Source organism: Hydrogenophaga sp., from assembly GCF_031426985.1.
Taxonomy (GTDB): domain Bacteria; phylum Pseudomonadota; class Gammaproteobacteria; order Burkholderiales; family Burkholderiaceae_C; genus Hydrogenophaga.
In genome coordinates this window covers 1-2,630 of record NZ_JASJOY010000194.1, presented here as the reverse complement: position 1 = coordinate 2,630, position 2,630 = coordinate 1, and the positions used below count along the sequence as shown (strand labels likewise).

Here is a 2,630-nt window from a genome sequence, read left to right as displayed (position 1 = left end):
CCATGGGCATCGCCACCACCATCAAGGCGGCGAAGAAGGAAGTCGAATCCGGCACACCGGTGGTGTGGGACATCCTGGAAGAGGTCATCAAGGAGCACCCGGTTCTGCTGAACCGTGCGCCCACGCTGCACCGTCTGGGCATCCAGGCCTTCGAACCCATCCTGATCGAAGGCAAGGCCATCCAGCTGCACCCGCTGGTCTGCGCGGCCTTCAACGCCGACTTCGACGGTGACCAGATGGCCGTTCACGTGCCCCTGTCGGTGGAAGCCCAGATCGAAGCACGCACCCTGATGCTGGCCTCGAACAACGTGCTGTTCCCCGCCAACGGCGAACCCTCGATCGTCCCGTCGCAAGACGTGGTGCTGGGTCTGTACTACACGACCCGCGAGAAGATCAACGGCAAGGGCGAAGGCATGATCTTTGCCGACGTCATGGAAGTGCAGCGCGCGCTGGACAACGGCGTGGTGGAAATCACCGCCAAGATCGCCGTGCGCCTGACGCAATGGGCCAAGAACAAGGAAACCGGTGAGTTCACCGCCAGCACCTCGCTGGTGGACACGACCGTTGGCCGTGCCCTGCTGTCCGAGATCCTGCCCAAGGGCCTGCCGTTCGAGGTCATCAACAAGGCGCTCAAGAAGAAGGAAATCTCCAAGCTGATCAACGTGTCCTTCCGCAAGTGCGGTCTGAAGGAAACGGTGGTCTTCGCCGACAAGCTGCTGCAGAACGGCTTCCGCCTGGCCACCCGCGCCGGTATCTCGATCGCGGTCGACGACATGTTGGTGCCCAAGGAGAAGCCCGCCATCATCGAGCGCGCCGAAGCCGAGGTGAAGGAAATCGCCCAGCAGTACGCCTCCGGTCTGGTGACCGCCGGCGAGCGCTACAACAAGGTGGTGGACATCTGGGGCAAGGCCGGTGACGAGATCTCCAAGGTCATGATGGCCCAGCTGGCCAAGCAAAAGACCATCGACCGCCACGGCAAGGAAGTGGACCAGGAGTCCTTCAACTCCATCTACATGATGGCCGACTCCGGTGCCCGCGGTAGCGCGGCCCAGATCCGCCAGCTGGCCGGCATGCGCGGCCTGATGGCCAAGCCCGACGGCTCCATCATCGAGACCCCCATCACGGCGAACTTCCGTGAAGGTCTGAACGTGTTGCAGTACTTCATCTCCACCCACGGCGCCCGTAAGGGTCTGGCCGACACGGCGCTGAAGACCGCGAACTCGGGTTACCTCACCCGCCGTCTGGTGGACGTGACGCAGGATCTGGTGGTCAACAGCCAGGACTGCGGCACCAGCAACGGCACGGTGATGCGCGCCATCGTCGAAGGTGGTGAAGTGATCGAGTCGCTGCGCGACCGCATCCTGGGCCGCACCACCTGCGATGAGGTGATCCACCCGGAGACCCGCGCGGTCCTGTTGCCGGCCGGCACCCTGCTGGACGAAGACATGCTCGACGAGCTGGAAGCCGCTGGCGTGGACGAGGTGAAGGTGCGCACGGCACTGACCTGCGAAACCCGCTTCGGCATCTGCGCCAAGTGCTACGGCCGCGACCTGGGCCGTGGCGGCCTGGTGAACATCGGCGAAGCCGTCGGTGTGATCGCCGCCCAGTCCATCGGCGAACCCGGCACGCAGCTGACGATGCGCACCTTCCACATCGGTGGTGCGGCCTCGCGTGCGGCCGTGGCCTCCAGCGTGGAAGCCAAGTCCAGCGGCGTGATCGGCTTCAACGCCACCATGCGCTACGTGTCCAACACCAAGGGCGAGCTGGTGGTCATCGCACGTTCGGGCGAGATCATCATCTCCGACGAACACGGCCGCGAGCGCGAGCGTCACAAGGTGCCGTACGGCGCCGTCCTGACGATCAAGCCCGACCAGTCCATCAAGGCCGGCACCATCCTGGCCAACTGGGACCCGCTGACCCGACCCATCATCACGGAATTCGCCGGTCAGGCGAAGTTCGAGAACGTGGAAGAGGGCCTGACGGTCGCCAAGCAGGTGGACGACGTGACCGGTCTGGCCACGCTGGTCGTGATCGACCCCAAGCGCCGCGGCGCTGCCAAGGTCGTGCGTCCGCAGGTCAAGCTGATCGACGCCCAGGGCAACGAAGTGAAGATCCCCGGCACCGACCACTCGGTGACGATCGGCTTCCAGGTCGGCGCCCTGATCCAGGTGCGCGATGGCCAGGACGTGGGCCCCGGCGAGGTGCTCGCCCGTATCCCGGTCGAAGGCCAGAAGACGCGCGACATCACCGGCGGTCTGCCGCGGGTGGCCGAGCTGTTCGAAGCCCGTTCGCCCAAGGACAAGGGCATGCTGGCCGAGATGACCGGTACCGTGTCGTTCGGCAAGGAAACCAAGGGCAAGGTCCGCCTGCAGATCACCGATCCGGAAGGCAAGATCTGGGACGACCTCATCCCCAAGGAAAAGAACATCCTGGTGCACGAAGGCCAGGTGGTCAACAAGGGCGAGAGCGTGGTGGACGGCCCGGCCGATCCGCAAGACATCCTGCGCCTGCTGGGCATGGAAGAGCTGGCCCGCTACATCGTTGACGAAGTGCAGGACGTCTACCGCCTGCAAGGCGTGAAGATCAACGACAAGCACATCGAAGTGATCGTGCGCCAGATGCTGCGCCGC

1 pseudogene is annotated in these 2,630 nt (G+C 64.6%); it reads left to right on the top strand.

The features are described 5' to 3' along the window. Nucleotides 1-2,630 (top strand): annotated as a pseudogene (locus tag RMP09_RS20360) (DNA-directed RNA polymerase subunit beta'); the annotation flags it as partial.